The sequence below is a fragment of the Xanthobacter nonsaccharivorans genome (assembly GCF_043194755.2).
Taxonomy (GTDB): domain Bacteria; phylum Pseudomonadota; class Alphaproteobacteria; order Rhizobiales; family Xanthobacteraceae; genus Xanthobacter; species Xanthobacter autotrophicus_G.
In genome coordinates, this window is the sequence record NZ_CM195526.1 from 592,134 (window position 1) to 611,970 (window position 19,837).

The 19,837-nt window shown below is 66.7% G+C and carries 17 protein-coding genes; 6 read left to right on the forward strand and 11 right to left on the reverse strand.

All coding sequences use genetic code 11. The features are described 5' to 3' along the window. Nucleotides 1-145: 145 nt before the first annotated feature. The 6 genes from V5F59_RS02680 to V5F59_RS02705 all read right to left on the reverse strand — a co-directional run bounded on the left by V5F59_RS02680 (nt 146) and on the right by V5F59_RS02705 (nt 6,623). Nucleotides 146-1,150 carry an LLM class flavin-dependent oxidoreductase gene (locus tag V5F59_RS02680; protein WP_393982938.1) on the reverse strand — a complete coding sequence of 335 codons (1,005 nt, stop codon included), beginning with the start codon at nt 1,148-1,150 and terminating at the stop codon, nt 146-148. Beyond that, nucleotides 1,147-2,163, reverse strand: coding sequence for an ABC transporter substrate-binding protein (locus V5F59_RS02685; RefSeq protein WP_393982937.1), 1,017 nt, complete (start codon nt 2,161-2,163; stop codon nt 1,147-1,149). The genes V5F59_RS02680 and V5F59_RS02685 overlap by 4 nt, the downstream gene beginning before the upstream one ends. Further along, nucleotides 2,142-2,966, reverse strand: coding sequence for an ABC transporter ATP-binding protein (locus V5F59_RS02690; RefSeq protein WP_393982936.1), 825 nt, complete (start codon nt 2,964-2,966; stop codon nt 2,142-2,144). The genes V5F59_RS02685 and V5F59_RS02690 overlap by 22 nt, the downstream gene beginning before the upstream one ends. Further along, nucleotides 2,966-4,027, reverse strand: a complete 1,062-nt coding sequence (locus tag V5F59_RS02695; RefSeq protein ID WP_393982935.1) for a FecCD family ABC transporter permease — start codon at nt 4,025-4,027, stop codon at nt 2,966-2,968. The genes V5F59_RS02690 and V5F59_RS02695 overlap by 1 nt, the downstream gene beginning before the upstream one ends. A gap of 814 nt (nt 4,028-4,841) precedes the next feature. Further along, nucleotides 4,842-5,591 carry an SDR family oxidoreductase gene (locus V5F59_RS02700; protein ID WP_393982934.1) on the reverse strand — a complete coding sequence of 250 codons (750 nt, stop codon included), beginning with the start codon at nt 5,589-5,591 and terminating at the stop codon, nt 4,842-4,844. A 114-nt stretch (nt 5,592-5,705) separates the two neighbouring features. Next, nucleotides 5,706-6,623 carry an AraC family transcriptional regulator gene (locus V5F59_RS02705; RefSeq protein WP_393983023.1) on the reverse strand — a complete coding sequence of 306 codons (918 nt, stop codon included), beginning with the start codon at nt 6,621-6,623 and terminating at the stop codon, nt 5,706-5,708. Between the two features lie 153 nt (nt 6,624-6,776). On the opposite strand from V5F59_RS02705, the gene V5F59_RS02710 reads away from it, so the two are divergent. Continuing rightward, the gene (locus V5F59_RS02710) at nt 6,777-8,162 is read left to right on the forward strand and encodes a transposase (RefSeq protein WP_509211163.1); all 1,386 of its coding nucleotides are present in this window, start codon (nt 6,777-6,779) and stop codon (nt 8,160-8,162) included. Nucleotides 8,163-8,307: 145 nt separating this feature from the next. Here V5F59_RS02710 and V5F59_RS02715 read toward each other — a convergent pair whose 3' ends face one another. From V5F59_RS02715 to mhpA, 3 genes are all read right to left on the reverse strand, one after another. Beyond that, nucleotides 8,308-9,135 carry a DNA-binding transcriptional regulator gene (locus V5F59_RS02715; RefSeq protein ID WP_509211164.1) on the reverse strand — a complete coding sequence of 276 codons (828 nt, stop codon included), beginning with the start codon at nt 9,133-9,135 and terminating at the stop codon, nt 8,308-8,310. Between the two features lie 149 nt (nt 9,136-9,284). Further along, nucleotides 9,285-10,130: a fumarylacetoacetate hydrolase family protein gene (locus V5F59_RS02720; protein WP_509211165.1), complete on the reverse strand. Its 846-nt coding sequence runs from the start codon at nt 10,128-10,130 to the stop codon at nt 9,285-9,287. Between the two features lie 74 nt (nt 10,131-10,204). After that, entirely contained in the window at nt 10,205-11,734 is a 1,530-nt protein-coding gene (gene mhpA, locus V5F59_RS02725; RefSeq protein WP_509211166.1) for a bifunctional 3-(3-hydroxy-phenyl)propionate/3-hydroxycinnamic acid hydroxylase, read from the reverse strand. Nucleotides 11,735-11,902: 168 nt separating this feature from the next. On the opposite strand from mhpA, the gene V5F59_RS02730 reads away from it, so the two are divergent. Then, on the forward strand, nt 11,903-12,730 hold the full coding sequence (locus tag V5F59_RS02730) for a 3-keto-5-aminohexanoate cleavage protein (protein WP_509211167.1): 828 nt from the start codon (nt 11,903-11,905) through the stop codon (nt 12,728-12,730). Between the two features lie 85 nt (nt 12,731-12,815). Here V5F59_RS02730 and V5F59_RS02735 read toward each other — a convergent pair whose 3' ends face one another. Then, entirely contained in the window at nt 12,816-13,784 is a 969-nt protein-coding gene (locus V5F59_RS02735; protein WP_509211168.1) for a VOC family protein, read from the reverse strand. Nucleotides 13,785-13,877: 93 nt separating this feature from the next. After that, on the reverse strand, nt 13,878-15,206 hold the full coding sequence (locus tag V5F59_RS02740) for an MFS transporter (RefSeq protein WP_509211169.1): 1,329 nt from the start codon (nt 15,204-15,206) through the stop codon (nt 13,878-13,880). A 1,034-nt stretch (nt 15,207-16,240) separates the two neighbouring features. On the opposite strand from V5F59_RS02740, the gene V5F59_RS02745 reads away from it, so the two are divergent. The 4 genes from V5F59_RS02745 (at nt 16,241) to V5F59_RS02760 (ending at nt 19,690) form a co-directional block, all read left to right on the forward strand. Further along, complete coding sequence (locus V5F59_RS02745) at nt 16,241-16,870, forward strand: NAD(P)H-dependent oxidoreductase (protein WP_509211170.1); 630 nt, start codon at nt 16,241-16,243, stop codon at nt 16,868-16,870. Between the two features lie 40 nt (nt 16,871-16,910). Continuing rightward, nucleotides 16,911-18,275 carry a glutamine synthetase gene (locus V5F59_RS02750; RefSeq protein ID WP_509211171.1) on the forward strand — a complete coding sequence of 455 codons (1,365 nt, stop codon included), beginning with the start codon at nt 16,911-16,913 and terminating at the stop codon, nt 18,273-18,275. A gap of 76 nt (nt 18,276-18,351) precedes the next feature. Further along, nucleotides 18,352-19,071, forward strand: a complete 720-nt coding sequence (locus V5F59_RS02755; protein ID WP_509211172.1) for a creatininase family protein — start codon at nt 18,352-18,354, stop codon at nt 19,069-19,071. A 13-nt stretch (nt 19,072-19,084) separates the two neighbouring features. Beyond that, a complete protein-coding gene (locus V5F59_RS02760; protein ID WP_509211173.1) occupies nt 19,085-19,690 on the forward strand; it encodes a TetR family transcriptional regulator in 606 nt (201 codons plus the stop codon). Nucleotides 19,691-19,837 lie beyond the last annotated feature (147 nt).

Consider the following 19,837-nt stretch of genomic DNA (forward strand, 5'->3'; position numbering starts at 1 on the left):
CGGCTGTCATCCATCGCTTCATCGGCGAACACGACCAGACCTCGCGGTGTTTCACCTGGCGAACCGATCCCAATTCCATTGCCGTCCGAAATCGAGGGTTCCAAGCGTTGGCGCCATTCCCGTGAGCCAAGGGCAGGTCTTGCTCCTACATGCCGATCCGCGGGCGTACCTCCGTGGCGAGCAGCTCCAGCGAGCGCCGCAGCAGCTCCAGCGGCAGGTGGCCGAAAAAGGCGCTGAGCGCGTTGACATAACCGAGCCCGAATTCCCCAGCGAGGGCAGAGATGCGCGCTGCGCAGGTCGCGGGGCTGCCGGCGATCACCATCTCTTCCAAATAACGTTCCGGCTCCAGCTCGGCCTCTGTGATGATGTTCGGCCGGCGGAACAGGCCGGCGGCGCGCATGCGGCCTGTGAGGTTCACTACCGTGGGAAGCAGTTCCCGCCGCGCGCTCTCGTCGGTCTCGGAGACATAGATGAAGCGGCCGAACGGCATTTCCCGCGTGTCGCCGCCGGCGTCCCGGAAAGCGCCGACGATGGGGCGCAGGTTCGCCAGGGAATTGATGCCGTGGCAGATCATTTTAAGGCCACTGCGCGCCGCCCAGGCGGCGGTGTCCGCGGTGTAGGTCGCCATGTAGAGGGGCGGGTGCGGGCGCTGCGCCGGCTTCGGCTCCACCGGCAGCGCCTCGCCGCCGAAATCCACCATCGGCTCGGTCCAGGCCCGGCGGATGAAATCGAGCCCGGCCTCGAAGCGCGGCGCGATCTCCTCCGGCTTCAGTCCGTAGGCCGCAAGGTATTTGGGATTGGTGCCGCGGGAGATGCCGAGGTCGACCCGCCCGCCGGAGAGGACATCGAGCGTGGCGATGTCCTCGGCGAGCCGCAGCGGATGGTGCAGTGGCAGGACGATCACCGAGAAGCCGATGCGGATGCGCCGGGTGCGGGCCGCGAGCGCGGTGGCGACAACGATGGGCGAGAGGCAGCGGCGCCCTTCCTCGGGATTGGTGCCACCCTGGAAATGCTCCTCGTTGATCCACAGGCATTCGTAGCCGAGATCGTCGGCCAGCGCCGCGAGCTCGAACAGGCCCTGGTCCGAGATGGTCTCGAGCCCGCCGCCGCATCCCGAAAGCCCGATGCGGAAGGGCGTCGCCGCGCTCACAGCGTGCCGCTCAGGATCTCGGCGACCTGGGCGTCGCTGAGGTCGTGGCCGAAGAAGCGCTGATAGAAGGCCTTGGTCTCCTGTGCCACGTCCACGTCCATGAACAGCTCGGGATGGATGAGGCGCGCGGCCCACAGCACGGTGAGCGGCTGCTCGATGGTGCGGTTGCCCCAGCGATGCGCGCCCGTGGGCACCACATGGACCCGGCCGGCCTTGGCCGCACGCAGCTCCTTCATCACCGGATGGTCGAAGAAGGTCTTTCGGTCGGCGGGGGTGGCGAGAAAGATCACGTCCGGGTCCCAGGCGAGGAGCTGCTCCAGGGTGAAGGGCAGCGCCTCCGCCTGCCGCGCCCCTGCGGTCACGCTGGAGCCGCCCGCGGCGTCGATCCACCATTCGGCGATGAGGTGGGGCTGGCTCAGGGTCTTGGCGTCCATGTAGAGGACCTTCGGCCGCGTACCCTGCGGCGCCTTGGCGAGCCGGTCGCGGACGGAGGCGAGGGTCGTGTCGAAATAGGTGTTGTAGGCGGCCGCCTGCGCCTTCCGGTCGAGCACATCGCCGAGCAGCGCCATCACGGCCTTGACGTCCTCCGGCTCGCGCCAGGCGAGGAACAGGGTGGGCACGCCGTTCGTCGCCAGCGGCTCCACCGAGGTGCGGTCGAGGGTGATGGCGAGGTCCGGCCGGGCCTTCAGCACCGCCTCCACGTTCGGCGCGCGGTTGGCGTCCTGCACCTGCGGCAGGTCGGCGATCTGCGGGGCGAACACGAGCTGATACTTCCAGCCCGGGCGCCGCGCGAACTCGGGCAGGCCGCTGACGATCTCTCTGGCGTCGCCGAGGGCGAAGACGAAGCTGTTGATCACCGGCACGGAGCCGATGGTGACGATGCGCTCCACCGGGTCCCGGACGGCGACAGCGCGTCCCGCCATGTCGGTGAAGGTGCGCTCCGCTGCCCCAGCCGTCCCGCCGAGGAGGCAGGCGGAAAGGCAGGAGGCGACTAGCAGACGGATGGGTCGCATGGCTTGTCTCGCGGTGGGACCGGATGGTCGGGAAAGGGGATGAGGACCTTGCGGGCATGGCTGCCGGTCCCGTGCGCGACCACGGCGACGGGCGCGCCGTAGAGGTCGCTCATGCGCTGCGAGGTCAGGACATCCTGCACCGGGCCGAAGGCGATCAGCCGCGCCTCCTTCAGGAGGGCCGCCTTGCCGCCCAGGAACAGCGCGTGGTCCGGCGCATGGGTGGCGCAGAGCACGCCATGGCCGTCCGCCACCGCGCTCCGGATGGCGCCGAGCACCTTGAGCTGGTTGCCGTAGTCGAGGCTGGCGGTGGGCTCGTCCAGCAGGAGGATCCGCGCCTCCTGCGCGAGGGCGCGGGCGATGAGCACGATCTGCCGCTCCCCGCCGCTGATGGCGGTGACCGGCCGTTCCGCGAGATGCGCCACGCCGAGTCGTTCCAGGGCGGAAAAGGCCATGGCGCGATCTTCGGCTCCGGGCATGGCGAGAAGGCCGAGATGGGCCGTGCGCCCCATGAGAACGAGATCGCGGACCTTGAGGGGCTCGGTGTTCTGCGTCGCCTGCGGCACGTAGGCGACGAGGCGCGCGGCGGCGCGGCGGGACAGGCGCGCCACGTCCTCCCCGTCGATGCGCACCCGGCCCGCCTGCGGCCGCAGAAAGCCGAGGATCGCGCGCAGGAGCGTGGTCTTGCCGGCGCCGTTGGGTCCGAGCAGCGACACCACCTCGCCGCCGGCGAGGGAGAAGTTGACGCCGTCGAGCACCGGCGCGCCACGCCTGCGCCGGAAGGTGAGGTCCTCGACCCGCAGCATCACGCGATGTCCTCCCGCTCGCGGTAGAGCAGAAGGGCGAACAGCGGCGCGCCGACGAGGGCGGTGACAATGCTGAGCGGCACCTCCATGGCGTCTGCACTGCGGCAGATGTCGTCCACCACGAGGAGGAACAGCGCGCCGAGGAGCGCCGCCACGGGCAGCGTCCGGTCGAAGCCGCCTCCGGCGACAAGCCGCGCCATGTGCGGCACGATGAGGCCGACCCAGCCCACCGTTCCCGCAAGGCCCACGGCCGCCGCGGTCATCAGCGTGGCGGCGAGCACGAGGGCGAACTGCACGAGCCCGATGCGCACCCCCATGGCCCGCGCCTCCTCGGCACCCGATGCCAGGACCGTCACCTGCCACCGCAGGACCGCCATCACCGCCAAGGATGCCAGTATCAGGCCGAACGCCGGCGGAATGGCGCCGGGCGTGACGCGGTTGAGGCCGCCGAGCAGCCAGAAGGTGATGACGGGCAGCACATCCACTGGATCCGCAACGATCTTCAGGATGGAGAGGAGCGCGTTGAAGCAGGCCGCCACGATGATGCCCGACAGCACCAGCATGACCATGGACTGCTGCCGGATCAGCGTGCCAAGAGCGAAGCATAGGCCGACCGCGAGGAGCCCGGAGGCGAAGGCGAAGGCCTGAACCGCGAGCGGCCCGAGCCCGAGCAGGAGCGCGAGCGAGGCGCCGAAGCCGGAGCCTGCTGTCACCCCGAGGATGTCCGGCGCCGCGAGAGGATTGCGGAACAGGCTCTGATAGGAGGCCCCGGCCACCGCGAGCGCCGCCCCCACCAGCATCGCGGCGAGAACACGGGGGCCGCGCACGTTGAGCACGGCAAGCTCCTCGTAGCGGGTCCAGCGAATCTCGCCGGCCCAGACCTGCGACAGGAGGATGTCCGCCACGCTCTTGGCCGGAACGGGGAAGCGCCCGAGCGTCAGCGAGAACAGGGCGGCGGCGGCGAGAAGCCCCACGAGGCCTGCGATCAGGGAGAGGCGCCGGACGGAAACCGCGCCGCCGCGACCGCTCCCCCACGCTGGATAGCACTCGTCGCGCTCCATCCGCCGTCCCCCACGCTGACGCGGCGTGACTATAGAAAGCTGTATATGAATGGCAATAGCTTAGCGGGCCGCGTTTCTCCTGGCTCGTGCGGCGCTCCAGGCCTTCCTGGCAGGTGTGGGACCCAACGTCTGGCCCGCGGATGCGCTTCGCCTCCTTGCCGCTCACCTCGACATACTTGGTGCCGAAATGGTCGGCGCGCAGGCTCACTGAGCTGATGGGGTGGATGCGATAAGGACGCGGCCGCTGCTTTCGCGAGCCCATCGTCACGCTCGACGAGGACAGATGATACCGCGTCTGGGCACCAGAGAGCCCGTTCCTGATGCACTATAACGGCTCAGCCCAGGTCTTCGCGCGCGGGCCGCTCACCTGCAATGTCCGGACGGCCGACTTCCTTTCCGACCAGCCCGCGAATGCGGCCGCCCCCCCCCCCCCGATGGGGCCGGGGCGCAGGCGATGAAGTCCGCGCTCGACCGGCTGTCCGGGAAAGTCTGGCTGATGCCGCCGGAAGACCGGAACCGCCGACCTCCCACGTCAAGCAAGCCCGGTGCGACGCGGCCCCCCTGCGCCAGCAGCGGCCATTGCCGCCGCTTCGCGTTCTGGTGTCAACGCAATCGCTTGCGCTCCCGTAAGAACAGCTCACCGATCCAAGTTCTAGAACGCAGACCCTCTATTGGTGCCAAGCACGCGAAGCCACTCGACCTCAGGCGAAGCGTAGCACGTGCTTACCTGGACCAAAGGGCTCCACGCCGTAAAGAGAGGCTTCCCAGGCCGGCATCGCCTTGCGCGGTTCGAGCGGAAGGCCGCCTGCCGAACTCAGCCGAAACGCGATCGATGGAGCGCAACCGCATCCTCTCCGGCCGGAAAGCGCAGCCGGTCGGAGGTGTCGTGGACGCTCATCCACACGACCTCGGCGACATCGCCCGGCGTCGTCGTCAGCGCCGGGTTGGCGAAGCTCGCGAAGATCGGGTCCGCGAAATCGGCATAGGCCGGCGGAATGAGATCCTCGATCCGCACGCCAGAGTTCTGCGCGAAGCGGGTCGTGGGACCGTATCCGGGCTCCACCAGCTTCGCGCGGATGCCGAAATGACCGAGTTCGTGCGCGAGCGAGCCGGTGAACCCCTCGATGGCCTGCTTGCTGGCGGTGTAGGCTGCTGCCAGAGGCATCGCCGCCAGCGTGACACTCGACGTCACGTTGACGATGACGCCGGAGCGGCGTTCGCGCATCTGAGGGATCACGGCCTGGCACATGGCCATCACACCGAAGGTGTTGGTGTCGAACACCTTTCGGATGTGGGCCATTGGGGTGGCCTCGAACGCGCCGACAACGCCGATGCCGGCATTGTTGACCAGTGCGTCGACCGGACCGGCAGCCTCGACGGCGGCGACGATACTCTCCTCGCTTGTCACGTCGAGCGGCAGGATGCACAGGCGCGGGGAACGCGGCAGCAGATCCGCATCGGGCGTGCGCATGGTGGCGATGACGTTCCAGCCCCTGGCGAGGAAATAACGGGCCGTCTCAAGGCCATAGCCGGACGACGTGCCGGTGATCAGGATCGTTTGCATGGGACATCCCTTCGTTTCGGATGGCCCCTTGATAGGCGGGCGAGCCTGGACGAACCATAATTTTGTGTCCAATATTTATGTTCAATCGTCCGACTTTGGCGCTTATCGGCCGGCTTACGCGCCGACGCCGGCCTCGCCGCCGGTCCGCGCAAACTTTCCCGGCGGGCAGCCCAAGCGCTTCCGGAACGCCGTGCTGAAGGCGCTGGCCGATTCGTAGCCGATCTCGTCGGCGATGCAGTCGAGGGTCTTCGCGCCGCGGATCAGTGCGTCCTTCGCCAGCGCCATGCGCCAGCGCGCGAGATATTCGATCGCGCCGCAGCCCAGCACCTCGGCGAAGCGCGCCGCGAATGCCGACCGGGAGAGCCCGGCGACCTTCGCCAGCCCGGCCACCGTCCAGCCGGTCCGCACGTCCGCATGCATGGCCCGCAGGGCACGGGCGAGGGCCGGATCGCGCAAGCCGTTGAGGAGGCCGGCCCGGACGTCATCGACGGCGATGTCGCGCCGGCGCAGCGCCTCGACAAGCAGCACCTCGAGCATGCGCTGGAGGACCATCTCCCTGCCGGGCTCCTCGTCCGTGCACTCCTCCACGATGAGCGCGATCACGCGGCTCAGCCGTCCGGCCCGCCCCTCGGAGGCGGGGATGTGGATCATGCGCGGAAGCAGCGAGAGCAGCAACGGCGCGTTCACCGGCTCGATATGGAAGGTGCCGCCCAGCGATTCGAATTCCGCCTCGCCCTCCGGGTCGCCGTGCCGGACGGGCACGTCCGTCGGCTTGCGCGGCTCACAGGCAACGCCCGGGTGGCTGCTCAGCGTGAATGCCGGCGTGGACGGCAGAAGCAGGAAGTCCCCGGCGCTCAACCTCAGGGCCTCCCGGCCCTCGAAGGAAATCCAGCACACGCCCTTCAGGATGATAGTGAAACCGGGCGCGTCATGAGCCGCGTAGCGCACGCCCCAGCGGCCCCGCCCGGTAATGGGCTTGGAGATGGCCGTGTTCGGCCGAAGCAGCGCAATGATGTCGCTCAGCGGATCCATGTCGGACAGATCGTAATCGATATAACCATTTCGCTTATAAATGGCCCAACCCGTCCTTTGCCATCCCCATTGCGCCGATGTCGTTGAAAAATCCGGTGTTTCCGCGGGGATGAAGTCCTGATTCAGTTCTCCTTGTAGGGGGAGGACAGACCGATGATGGGCGAGCGGGTGGTGATGCAGGAGGCACTGTTCTACGAGTTCAGCCTCGAACGCCACGTGCCTGCCGGCCACCTCGTTCGGGCTATCGACAGGTTCGTCGACCTCTCCGCCATTCGAGTACACCTCAAGCCCTTCTACAGCGAGACTGGCCGCCCCTCGATCGATCCCGAGCTGATGATCCGGATGCTCCTGATCGGCTATTGCTTTGGCATCCGTTCGGAGCGGCGGCTGTGCGAAGAGGTCCATCTCAACCTTGCCTATCGGTGGTTCTGCCGGCTCGGCCTCGAAGGCGCCGTGCCGGACCACTCCACCTTCTCCAAGAACCGCCACGGACGCTTCCGCGACAGTGACCTGCTGCGGGAGCTGTTCGAAACCACGGTGCGGTGTTGCATCGAAGAGGGGCTGGTCGGCGGCGAGGGTTTTGCCGTCGATGCCAGCCTGATCAAGGCCGATGCCAACAAGCAGCGGTCCGCCGCCGCCTCGGAACAGGTGGACTGGGAGGGGCTCGCCGAGAGCCGCCGTTCGGTCCGGGAATATCTCGACACGCTCGAAGAGGCCGCCTGGGGCGCAGCCAGCGAGGTGAAGCCGAAGTTCGTCTCCAGGTCGGATCCGGCGGCGCAATGGACCAGCGCCTTGAAAGGCCATGCCTTCTTCGCCTATGCGACCAACTATCTGATCGACCTCGACCATGCCGTCATCGTCGATGTGGAGGCCTGCCGCGCGATCCGGCAGGCGGAAGTCGGAGCCGCGCGCACCATGATCGAGCGCACCCAGGATTGCTTCGGCCTGTGGCCGGCGCGTCTTGCTGCCGACAGCGCCTACGGCTCGGCCGAGAACCTCGCCTGGCTGGTCCACGAGCGCGGGATCGAGCCGCACATCCCGGTGTTCGACAAATCCGACCGGCAGGACGGCACCTTAAGCCGGTCGGACTTCACCTGCGATCGCGATGCGGATGCCTATATCTGTCCGGTCGGCAAGCCGTTGCGGCAGCGGCAGAAGGCATACCGGATGCCGCGTCCGCTTGTCGACGATGACGGCATGATGCGGTACCGCGCCAGCAAACTGGACTGTGAGGCTTGCGCATTGAAGCCGAAGTGTTGTCCCAATACGCCCGCCCGCAAAATCCCGCGTTCGATCCACGAAGGGGCCCGCGACATGGCGCGGGACATCGCTGCTACCGACGACTATGTCAGCTCACGCCGGCAGCGGAAGAAGGTTGAGATGCTCTTCGTTCACCTCAAGCGCATCTTGAGACTCGACCGCCTGCGACTACGCGGGCCTAACGGTGCCCAGGACGAGTTCCATCTCGCGGCCGCCGCTCAGAACCTCAGGAAGCTCGCAAGGCTGTTGCCCAATGGGCCAAGAGTGGCGACGGCGTGAGGACGGAGGTGCATGCCCAACACCAACGCTCATGTCACCGGGCCTCCAGCGCCGACTTTTTCAACGACATCGGCGCGCTGGTGCAGATTGAGCACGTTGCAGAAGCGCATCCGACTCACTTGCGCGCCAGCGACAGTCGGCAAGGCTATTCTGCAACACCCACTTTCTGTTGCGCAGAGATATCACGCGCAATGGCCGTCGCTATGCACAGCAACGCCTCGGAATGCGCAGAAAGGGCATCACTCAAAGAAAGCGCCGATCGGATCCAGATCATTGATACAACCGCCTCGACGCGGTCGCCGATCATGACGGGAACGGCAATGCTGGATGTCTTCGGCCTGAATTCGCCCCCGACGCGCACGGCAATGGCGCGCCGCCGCGTATCCTCGATCATGTGTCTAAGCCATGCCTCGTCGAGGAACGGGCAGTCCTCGGGATCGTGGATGCGGCGCAGATGATCCAAGATCATTGCCCGCTCCTCCTCCCTGCAAAAGGCAAGGTAAGCACGACCGGCCGAGGTGCGTAGCATGGGTAAGCGATAGCCGATCATGCCTCGATCGATGGAGAGGGGGCTGCGCGTGTGTGTGGTCTCATGGATCACCATGGCGGCGTTCTCATAGACCGTCAGGTCGAGCGGCCAGACCAGACGCCGGCCGTATTCGCCCAACACCGGGGCTGCCACCTGGCAAACGCGGGAATGCGCGGCATAGCCGTCACCAAGACTAGCGGAGAGGCGCGTGACCCGTACCTGCGTCGAGGAGGCGGAAAAGGCGACGTAGCCTTCCTCCTCCAGGGTTTGCAGCAGGCGGTAGACAGTGGGGCGCGGGATATCGAGGGAGCGAGCGATGGCCGCGGCATTGGTGCTGCCCACCGCGTTGATGTAGCGCAGCACGGCGAGCCCACGGCGCAACGCGCGCACGCTGTCGCTGCGGTCCTGCGTCGCCGCTCGCTCGTCAGCCAGTCGCTGGCCCATGGTCCGACCCAATCCTCGGCGTTCCCCAATCCAGCCGGACGATCCGGTCTTTTGGTTCGCATGGTATACATAATGAACATGCCGTGCCCAGCTTTGCTCGGGCCGGCATGCTTCAACAGTCCCTGATGAAATGAGCTACGGCGAGACTGTCAGGCAAGCTCTGCGACGACGGGGTTGCGCAGCACGCCGATGCCGCTCACCTCGACTTCGACCACGTCGCCATCCTTCATGAACAGCTTGGGTGTCCGCCGCGCTCCCACTCCTCCTGGCGTGCCGGAGACGATCACATCGCCCGGCAAAAGCGGCAGGATGGTCGACGCGTAGGCGATCAACGTCGGGATGGGCGTGATCATCAGGTCCACGGTGGTCTGCTGCACCTGCTCGCCGTTGAGGCGTGTGGCGAGGCTCAGCCGGGTGGGGTCGGGGATCACGTCGGCGCTCACCATCCAGGGGCCGAAGGCGCCTGTGGCGGCGAAGGTCTTGCCGGGCATGAACTGGCTGGTATGGCGCTGCCAGTCGCGGACGCTGGCGTCGTTGTAGCAGGCATAGCCGGCCACGTGGGACAGCGCGTCGGCCTCGGAAATGCGCCGCCCGGCCTTGCCGATGATGACGGCGAGCTCACCCTCATAGTCGAACTCGTCGGATTCCAGCGGCTTCACCAGGGCAGAGCCGGCGCCGACCTGGCTTCCCGCGTAGCGGGCGAACAGCATGGGATTGGGGGTGACGGTGCGTCCCGTCTCGGTCACGTGGTCATGATAGTTGAGGCCGACGCACACGATCTTGTCCGGGTCGGGAATGACGGGGGCGAGAATCACTTCGGACAGGGCGAAATCCGCCGGCGCACCGGCGAAGGCGGCGGCGCGATCGAGCCCGCCGGCAATGAAGGCGCGCAGCGTGGGCGCCTCGGGGAAGCGGCGGGAGAGATCGACGATCCCTTGGTCCGCCACGAGGCCGTAGCCGGCGCTGCCGGCATGGGTGAAGGAAGCAAACTTCATCGGGGCAAGCCTTTTCCTTAAGCGTCTTCTTGGTGGTGGGAAGGGCGCGCGTTCGCGCCGTCCGTGCGCCCGGCTCAGGCGGCGGAGGCGTGGTGCGGCAGGTAGGGGGCAAGCCAGTCCGCCAATGCAGCAAGGCCCGCTTCGTCTCGCGCGGCTCCGGCCAGGTAGCGGTCGGGCCGGACGAGGAGCGCGGGGGCACCGGCCTCGTCAAGCAAGGGGGCAAGGTCGGGACAGTCCGCCACGGTCACGACAGGAATGCCGGCCGCCTCAAAGCGCAACCGCACGCTCTCGCTCGCCCCGCGCCAGATGGGGTCGGTCGCCAGGAGCGCGAACGAATAGCCGACCACGTCGTCGAGCGGGCGGCCGTCGCCGAGACGCGGCTGAGCGAAGCGGCTTCCGGAGAGATCGGCACGGCCGATGGCGAGGCCGGGCCCCAGCTGCGGCAGGCGGCTACGCAGCCGCACGACGCCGTCCGCGTCGCGGAAGGCAGCATTCAGCGCGGCTTCCGTGCCGCACGTATTGATGAGCCCGCCGAGGCGCACCGCCGTCTCGATATAGGCGCGTGCGTCGGGTGCGCGCTCGCTCTGGTAGGTGTCCAGAAGCCTGTCGCTGGCCCGCCCCGTCACCACCGCAGCGAGCTTCCAGGCGAGGTTGGCCACGTCGCGAATGCCGGAGCACATGCCCTGGCCCATGAAAGGCGGGGTCTGGTGCGCCGCATCGCCCGCCAGCAGCAGCCCGCCGGAATGCCAGAGGCGGGCGACCGCCGAGTGGAAGGTGTAGACCGCCGCCCGCTCGAGTTCCGCTTCCTCGGGTGCGAGCCATGGCGCGAGCAGCGACCAGACCTTCTGCGGGTGCACCATCGCGCGGCTATCTTCCTCCGGCAGGACGGTGATCTCCCAGCGCCGGCGGTCACCCGGCCCGCGCACATAGGTGGCCGGTCGCGCCGGGTCGCAATATTGGATGGTGTGGTCGCCCAGGGCCGGCTTGGGCCGGCGGAGGACCACGTCCACCACCAGCCAGCGCTCGTGGAAGCCGAGATCCTCCATCGACGCACCGATGAAGCGGCGCACCAGCGAGCGTGCGCCGTCGCAGCCGACCACGTAGCGGGTCCGGGCCTGCCGCAGGTGGCCGGTGTCGAGGTCCTCGTAGCGTACAGTGACGGCGTCCCCATCCCCTTCGAAGGCGAAGGCATCGCACCGAGTCTGCACCCGGACGCAGGCGAATCGCTTCAGGCCGTCGCGCAGGACCCGCTCGAGGTCTGGCTGGTGGAAGCGATAGCTGGCGTGCCAGCCGAGCGGGCTCACCTCCTGCGGGCGCGGCCAGTCCATCAGCAGGGCGCCGTCGGCGTCGATGAAGCGCATGCCCGGGTTGATGCGGGTGCAGGGCGCTATTTCATCCGCGAGACCGATGGTCTGGAAAACGCGCATCACCTCGTCGTCGAAGTGAACCGCGCGCGGCAGGTGATAGGCCTCTGTCTCGCGTTCGAGGATAAGGGTGGATATCCCCTGGAGGCCAAGCAGATTGGCCAGCGTCGCCCCGACCGGACCGAGGCCAACGATGACGATGTCGAACTGATCCGCGGCCGTGCCGGCTGCCTCGGGCATGGCTTCCCCCGTGTTATTTGGCATTTGTGGGAGTGACTGATCTCAGAGCGGGCCTCAGCCAGCAATCAGGCCGGCGCGGGCGTCCGCCTGGTGGACAGAGACGCCGGGGCGCACTCGTCCTTGATGCAGGCCATTAGAAGGGCGGGGCAATCAATCGGGGAAACGTTCATGCGACCCATATTGGTCATGTCCGCCATTAACGGCGCCCACCGCACCAAGGCGGACCATGCCGCCTTGCCCATGTCGGCGGGCGAGATCGCGGCGGAGAGCCGGCGCTGCGCGGCTGCGGGAGCCGCGGCGATCCACTTGCACGTGCGCGACGACACCGGGCGGCACTGTCTCGATGCAGGCCGCTATAGCGAAGCCATCGCCGAGATCCGCCGGCAGGCCGGCGACGACCTCGTCATTCAGATCACCACCGAAGCGGTCGGGATGTATCGACCACAGGAGCAGATGGCGCTGGTGGAGGCCCTTCGGCCGGAGGCCTTCTCCGTCGCCGTGCGCGAACTGTTCAGCGATGCCGCGCTCTCGGGTGCCATGGCCGCGTTCCTCGCCGGCTGCGCGGAGGGCAGGGTGGCCGTGCAGTACATCCTCTACGATGCGGATGACGTGCGGCGCTTCGATGCGCTGCTCGATGCCGGCGTGATCCCCCGGTCGAATGCCACGCAGCTGTTCGTGCTCGGCCGATACGGGGATGGGCCGCCCTCCGCGCCGCCGGCGATCCTTGGCTTCCTTGCGGCCCGTCGGCATCTGCTCGACTGGTCCATCTGTGCCTTCGGTCCCACCGAGGCCGCCTGTTGCCTTTCCGCGGTGCTGCTTGGCGGCGACGTGCGCATGGGGTTCGAGAACAATCTCCACCTGCCAGATGGGCGGGTGGCGCCCGACAATGCGGCGCTGGTTGAATGCTTCACTGACCTGGCGGGCGGGCTAGGCCTATCGACGCTGTCGTCCGGCGAGGCTCGGCGCCGGCTGGGATTGGCACCGGCACGGTCCTGAAATGGAACAGCCCATGCCGGAGAGCGGATGCCCGCTCCGGCATGGGCGATGGCTGCGCTCGCGTTCGGTTGCGGAACCGACGCAATCAGCCGGCCAGCCGGCTGTAGAGCCACGGGCAGTCCACCACCTCGGGCGCCCTGAGGCCGTGCGCGGCCGCTTCCAGGCGCATGTTGCGCAGGCGCGCGCGGGGTTCCTCGGGCAGGTAGAGGCGCTCGTGGCCCCAGAAGCTCGGCCCGGCGAAGGTCTCATGCGGCTCCCAGGTAGCCGGATCGATCACCCGTCCGCCCCAGCCATTCTCCACGAAGAAGCCGGAGGGAGAGTTGGCGTAGAAGGACGTCATGTAATCGTTGGTGTGGCGGCCGAGCGTGTAGGCCAGCCGGCCTTCCTGCAGACCAGCGAGATCGTAGCCCTGGCCCACATCGTCCAGGTTGTTGAACTCGACCATGAAGTGATGGAAGCCGACCTGTCCCGAGCCGACCATTGCGAGACTGTGGTGGCGGCCGTTCACGTGGAAGAAATACAGTGGATAGGGCGTGAGCCCGTAATCGCTGACACGGAAGTCCAGAAGGTCACGATAGAAGGGCAGGAGCGCATCGATGCGCACGGCGTGCAGCACGGCATGTCCCATGCCGAGCGGGCCGGTGCGGAAACCCGAGATGGGACGGCCCGGCACGAACGGCTCGCTTGCCCGCATGGGATTGAAGAACAGCTCGACCCGGTTGCCATCAGGATCGGCGAAGGTGATGAGGTCCTCGACGAAGCGCTGGTCGGCGAGCGCGCGCGTCCCCCGCTGGACCGCCACACCGGCATCTTCGAGACGGGAGGCGAAACGGTCGAGGTCGCCCTTCTCCTCGACCTCCCAGCCGATCGCCGCCAGCATCGGGCCGTGCTCGTTCACCACGAACAGGCGCTGGCGCTGGTCATCCATGCGGAACGTGGCCTGGGATCTCGTCGCGTCCACCGCCTGCATGGCCAGCAGTCCCGAGGCGAAAGCGTGCCAGTCGTCCATCCTGTCCGAGCGGATGCCGAGATAACCGAGCGCAATGACACCCATGGCGTGCTCCTCATTGTTGTACGGGGCGCTGTGTCTTGGGAGTTTCGGGGCGGCGCGCCTGTATCCCGGGAACAGTCTCGGGCCGGGGCTGCCCTAGCGCTCCAGGGTCGCCCGGGCAGCTTCCGGCACCGCCGCCGCTGCCGCCCGTCCGGGGATGAGGAAGCTGCACCAGAGGCTCACCGCCGCGCACAGGGCGATATAGAGCGCGGGCGCGGCGTCCATCCGTGTATGCTCGATCAGCATCGTGGCCGCGAGCGGAGCGAAGCCCGAGAGAAGGGTGACGCTCATGTTGTAGGACAGGGCGAGGCCGGTGAAGCGGACCTGCGTCGGGAACATGCCAGCGAGGATGCTCGGCCAGATGCCGCTCGCCAGCGAGAACACCAGAGAGAGCAGGGCCAGCACAAGGACGATGCTGGCCGAGTGGTTCGCCATGAGCACGAAGAGCGGAACCACGACGATCAGCATCGTGAACGAACCTGCCCGCAGGATGAGGCGTCCGGGCACGAAGTCACCCGCCCAGCCCGCAATGATGAGGCCGGTCGAGCTGACCACCAGCGCGACGGTCATCGCCAGCGCCACCTCGGGGGCCGAATAATGCAGCGTCTTCACCAGGAAGGCGGGCACGAAGCCGTACAGCATGCCGTTGAACCCGGCGATGATGGCAGCGACGCCGGCGGCCACCAGTACCGAGCGGCCGTGATTGCGCATCAGCTCGCCTAGCGGATGCTTGGCGGCCTTGCCATGGAGGTTCACGAACTCCGGTGATTCCTCCAGCTTGCGGCGGAGGGCGAAGCTGACCAGGCCGATGACGCCGCCGAACAGGAAGGCGATGCGCCAGCCGTATTCGGCGACGTCTTGCGGCGGAAGCGCATGCTGGATGCCGAGATTGACGAGGGTGGCGATGAGCACGCCCACATTCACGCAGAAGATGATGAAGCCGCACGCAAGGCCTGCGCGCCGCGGCGCTGCCTCCACCGCGTAAGTAACCGCGCCCGGCAACTCGCCGCCGAGGCAGATGCCCTGCACGAGGCGGAAGGCCACCAGCAGCACCGGCGCCGCGATGCCCAATGACTGGTAGTTCGGGAGGAGGCCGATCGCGATGGTCGCCAGCGTGGTCAGGGCGAGGGAGGCGATGAAGACCGGCCTGCGCCCATATCGGTCGCCGAGCGTGCCGAGCACCGCGCCACCGAACGGCCGCGCCAGAAAGCCCAGGGCCAGGACCGAGAAGGACAGGATCAGCGATACGTAGGGATCGTCGGCCGGAAAGAACTGGGCCGATATGTATTGGACGAAAATGCCGTAGATGATGAAGTCGTAGAACTCGAGCGAGCCGCCGAGGCTTGCGAGAAATATGATGCGCCATTGCCCTTTGTTGAGGCCGGGGGCCGTATGTCCTGAAACGGAATAGGTGGCGTGGGTCATTGATCCTCGGGGCCTCCATATTATTGGCTGTGTTTACGCAACAAGATGTGCGCCGCGCCATGGGTCCCCCGCCGCTTCTGCGCAAGCGAAAGCCGACACCGTCTGGACGAGTCCAGGGCGCAATTTTTTAAATGTCTCGACAGAAGGCGCTTGCGCGCGTGCCGCACTTAGGTTCGGAACGTGCGCGGCTTTTCGGCAAATGGCAGGTCGCCGGTGCCATCAATCATGTCATCCTCCCATGATATTTTTCTTTTCTTGGGTTAGGATGATGGGTGGCCCTGCAACAGCGGATTATCTCGAATGTCCGCGTGCCGGACATGCCGCGTCATGGCGACGTCTATAAGCTCCCTCCCTGGCTGCGGCTCCTCGGTATCGTCGATGCAATGCCAGCGTCGAGAACGAGGCGGTAAATCCATCGCAGGTGCGACCCAGTTTCTGGCCTTTCGGTCGATAAGGCCGGGATAACGACTTCAGACCTCCAAATGTGTGCAGGGCGGCTAAGGACCACAGCCGCGAGGCGGTGCCTGAAGCGCGGACAGGAAGAGGCTTGGTTTGGTCCAGAGCGAGTACGGACCTGATGAAGGGATCAACGAAGTGATCGCAGTTGGTGGGAAGGAGGACGTCCAGAAACGGGCGGGAGCTTAGAGGCCGCATCTGGCGCGGGGCGGTAACGACGCCCAAGACCCATTCGACATCGCGGCTCGCGGCGCATCCGTGTGGCATAGCAGCGGCGAGCAACCAGCATGGGTCGTTGCGCCTTGCCCTCCCTGGCCCGAGGCGGAGCTGCGCGCGGACGCCGGGGGCCGTCACGCCCTCCGCATCAGCTTGTCCAGGGCGGCCTTCACCGCCTCGGCCCCGTCTGCCATCAGAGGACCGACCACGGCTGCGGCGTCATCGGGCAGAAAGTCCGCCGTCCATCCCCTCCCCGAAGCGCAGGGGGATCCCTCGCGATTATTTTGATTGACTAGCCAATCAAATTGCATCTTCATGTGAACCATGCTGATGCAGGAGCCGGCCAAGCCGGAAACGCTTCCATGAAGGTTCTGATCCTGAGTTCAAGCCCACGACGGGACGGCAACTCCGCGACCCTCGCCCGAGCCGCCGCGCAAGGCCTCAACGATGCGGGTCACAACACGGAGCTGGTCTTCGCGTCGGAGATCATCGCGCACTTCCTACGTGACTGCCGCATCTGCCGGAATGCCGCCGGCGAATGCTCGATCCACGACGGGTTCGAGGCGACATTTCTCAATACCTACCTGCCCGCCGACGGCTTCATCGCGGCCACGCCGATCTACTGGTACGGCATGTCCGCGCAGTTGAAGGCCTTCTTCGATCGCATGTTCTGCAATGTGGCCGCCTCCTCCGCGCGTTCGGCGCAGGTCGTCGCGGGCATGCAGGGCAAGAGGATCGGGCTCCTGCTGAGCTCGGAAGAGAATTTCCCCACGGTTTCGGCGGGCATCGTCCACCAGATCCAGGAATTCGCGCGCTACACGGCCTCGTCGTTCGCGGGAGTCGTCCACGGCATCGGCAATGCGCGCGGAGACGTGGGCAAGGATCCGGCAACCCCCGTCGCACGCGCCGAGCACTTCGGCCGGACGTTCTTCGAGCAATACGCGGTCGACTACCGCATCGATACGCCGCGACCCGGGCGCGTCTGGGGCTGAACCTCCACAGATCAGGCTTTCAACAATGGACCTTGAAACAATGTCGCCATCTCCGAACACCCTTTCCGAGAGTCTGAAGGACCAGGGCGTCGAATATTGCTATGTCACCTACGTGGATATCCACGGGGTCTCCAAGACCAAATGCGTGCCCGTGAGCCATCTGGAGGCCATGGCAAAGGGCTCGGAGCTGTTCACCGTCGGGGCGCTGGATGGAATGGGCCTTGTCGGCCCTCATTATGACGAGTGCGCAGCCGTGCCCGACCTTGACAGCGTGACGATCCTGCCATGGGACCGCCGCTACTGCTGGTTCGCCGCTGACCTGCATTTCCACGGCGCTCCCTATCCGAACTGCAGCCGTGTCATTCTCAAGACCGCGCTCGCCCACGCCGCCAGCGCCGGCTTCACCTTCAATCTCGGGATCGAGCCGGAATTCTACGTCTATCGGGAAACGGAGCACGGGCTGCAACCGCTCCAGAAGAAGCCCTTCGGCGGACCGACTCCGGCCTACGATCTGCACCAGATGGTCCAGGCCCAGCCCCTGCTGAGCGAGCTCGCCGGTTATGTCGATCAGCTCGGCTGGGGGCTCTATTCCTTCGACCAGGAAGGCGGGCACGGCCAGTTCGAGATCGATTTCGGCTATGCCGACGCCCTGCGCACCGCGGACCGGCTCACCTTCTTCCGCTTCATGGTGAAGGTGGTGGCCGAGCGGCACGGCGCCGTGGCGAGCTTCATGCCGAAACCGTTCAGCGACGACTTCCGGTCCGGCGCGCACTACAACATGTCGCTGGCGCGGCTCGATACCGGGGCGAACGTGTTTGACGTGCGCGCCGCCGGTCCCGGCGCTCTGGCGGCACAGCATGGCCTGGAGGCAACCGACGCCAGCCTCCATTTCACCGGCGGGCTGCTGGAGCACGCCGACGCCCTCTGCGCGATCACCTGCCCCACCTACAATTCCTACAAGGGCCTCATCGCCCGCGGGGACATGCCGGACATGTCGTGGGCTCCGGTGCTGCGCGCCTACGGTCGCAACAACCGCTCCGCCATGCTCCGGCTGCCGGTGAACAGACCCTGCATCGAGAACCGCGCGCCGGACATGAGCACCAATTTCTACCTCGCCGCAGCCTTCAGCCTTCGTGCAGGCATGGACGGGATCGAACGGCGGCTCGATCCGGGCACGCCCCTCAACGACAATCTCTATCTCGAGCCGGCGGGCCGCAATGGCCTGCGACGGCTGCCGCGCACCCTCCTGGAAGCCGTGGAGGCGCTCGACGGCAGCGCCTTCGCCCGGCAGGCCCTGGGCGAGACGTTCGTCGACCTGTTCGTGCGGCAGAAGCAGCGCGAATGGGACATGAATTTCTACGCCGTATTCTCGTCCGAGCGTGAAAGGTTCCTCACCTTTGCCTGAGAAGCCTCATCCCCCGACCCGCTGGTCGAGCGCGACCAGCCCCGTCATCGCCGCGACGATGGCGACCGGGCGGCGAATGGCGGTTCTGCCCATCGGCGCGACTGAGCAGCACGGCCCGCATTTGCCGACCGGCACCGATACGGCGCTGGTGGAGGCCGTCTGTGCGGCGGCCTGCGCGGCGGCGGACGTGCTGATGCTCCCGCCCCTCCCGTATGGCTGCTCGCACGGCCATACCGCCCGCTGGGCCGGCACCTTGTCTTTGTCCCCGCGCGTGCTGGCCCAGGTGATCGAGGAACTCGCCACCTGGGCGATCCGATCGGGCGTGGATCGCCTTCTGATCGTCTCGGGCCATGCCACCAATGGTCCGTCCATCGAATCCGCCATCCTGCAGCTCCGCCACGATCATCCGCATGTGCGGTTCGCCGCGCGCGGGCTCTGGGAGCTTTCCGCCGCGGCGCGGAAGATCTACACGGAAGATGGCGCCGATGTTCACGCCAATCTGGCGGAAACGGCCATGCTGCTGGCTCTGTGTCCTGAGGAGGTGGACATGGCTGAAGCCCGTGACACCGATGACCTCACCATCGGGCGCATCTGGAGATACGACATGCCGGCGGTGACCGAGACGGGCGTCGTCGGACATCCGAAAGGTGCCACGGCCGAGCGCGGCCGGGGGATGCGTGACCAGCTGATCCACGATCTAACCGCACTGCTCGCCTGCGCGGCGGCGGAGGATTGGCCTGATCCAGCACCCGGTGCCACCTTCGAAGGGCATCCGCGGCCCGGCGAGACGACATAAGACGAGGCATGTGATGCGAAAGAGCAGCCCCCGCGGCGGTCAACCCGCCAAGGCATCCGAAGAGACCCGGCGCTCGGGGGACGACCGGCGGGAAGCGATCGCCGCGGCGGCGTTGCAGCTGTTCGCCGAGGTCGGATACGACAATGTGACGAACAAGGACCTCGGTCGCGCGGCAAATATCGCCCCGGGGCTCATATATTACTACTTCAAGGACAAGGATGACCTGTTCCGCTATGTCCTGCGTAAATCACTACAGGACATGCTGGCCCGCTATGCTGAGCTGAAGGGGGAGCGCAGCGGGGAAGACCTCGACGCCTGGATCGCCAGCAACCTCTCGCTGTCACGACCGACGTCCGGCTTCCTCAAGATCATTCTCGATTACGCCATGTCGAGCCGACGCAGCGCCGAGACGGACATGGCCATTCGCGAGTTCTACACCCATGAAACGACCATCCTGGTGAAAGCCTTGGGTCGGCGCGCGAATGCGGCGCAGCTCGCCATCTTGATCTCGGTGTTCCTCGACGGGCTGATCGCAAGCCGGATCGTCCGGCCGGAGCTCGACGCCGAAAGCCTTGTGGATCTGCTGCAGACCCTGATCGGAACCAGGACGCGTCGGTGAAGCATCCGTGCGCTGGTCCGCACGCTGCCAGCCTGGATGATCGGAACACGCCGTCGAGCGTGGCATGAGCGCCGGCGGAGGTTTCCGGCGCAGGCCGGCGGCTGTTCCCACGCTCCCTGCAATGTCAACGACAAGCCAAGGGGAATT